Below are 1,071 nucleotides of genomic sequence, written 5' to 3' on the forward strand. Positions count from 1 at the left end.
AGGCGAGTTCAGCGGCCGTTCGCAGCAGGCGTTGACCGAGGGCGGCCGAGTAGGAGGAGTGGCTGATCAGCTCGGTCACCATGTGCAAGTCAGCCAGGGCCAGGCGAAGGACGCTGCCGCCGCTGAGGCGATCATCCAGCTTACGCAGGGCGGGAATGCGGTCCTCGACCCAGGCGACGGTCTCCTCGTCGAGACGGCCGCCGTGGGCGGAGGCGGTCAGCCGGTCGGGCTCGGCGCAGGCCCAGCCAGAAGCGGCTGCCGTTACTGCTACTCCGCTCACCGTCATGAACCCTCGGCGGTCGATCAACGCATCCTCCATGAGCGCTTCAAGGGCCTCCAAGGCCCCTTGAGTGGACCAAGGGAACGCAACCCGGGCCGTCTCGGCACCGGGCAGCCACTGGGGCCAGTGCAGTAGCCGCACCCGCTCCTCGGGCACCCCCATAGCGCGCGCCAGCGCGCGTTGGTTCGCCGCGTCCGGTCGTACCCCCCGGTTTTCCCAGCGCCACACCTTCTGAACGCCGTCTGCGGACAGGTTCAGCCCGATCTCCCGCCCCGCCTGAGCAATGCGAACGGCCGTGTTCTCCAAGCTCCAGCCGAACACCGCACGTGCGTGAGTAAGGGGGTGACGGAGCAACGGTGGTACGTCCCGAGGTTGTTGAGCCACGCCGGACCCCTTCCTTCCGCTTCGGTCCGACTCTATGCGTTCCCGCTGGCTGACCACTGTGGCCTGCCGTAACCCCTCGGGCAAAGAGCCGCGCGACATCGTCCCAAGCCCGTCCCAAAGACACCTTCGCCGTCGGCGTGCTGTCGTGGACCCCTCCCGGCACCACCGTGCGTATCGGGCTAGCTACCCGGCCCGTCCCCATCGAGCCAGACAGTGAGATGACGATGGTCCCAACCCAAATCCGTCCCGGGCTACGGCTCTTGCCGCATCCCGGGACGCGTCCGCTCAGCCTCATCGTGACGTGCCCGTCCGCCCCCCGGTGCGTTCCTCAGATGCGCCACATCGGCGGCACCGCGCTCAGGGAATGGGGTCTGGAAGACCTGCTCGGCACAGCTCTGCTGCTCATC

At 68.1% G+C, this 1,071-nt stretch carries 1 pseudogene; it reads right to left on the bottom strand.

Going from position 1 to position 1,071, the window contains the following annotated elements:
• A pseudogene (locus tag D7231_RS35625) lies at positions 1-601 on the bottom strand (hypothetical protein); the annotation flags it as partial.
• Positions 602-1,071 lie beyond the last annotated feature (470 nt).

It is taken from the genome of Streptomyces klenkii (assembly GCF_003626645.1).
Lineage (GTDB): Bacteria > Actinomycetota > Actinomycetes > Streptomycetales > Streptomycetaceae > Streptomyces > Streptomyces klenkii.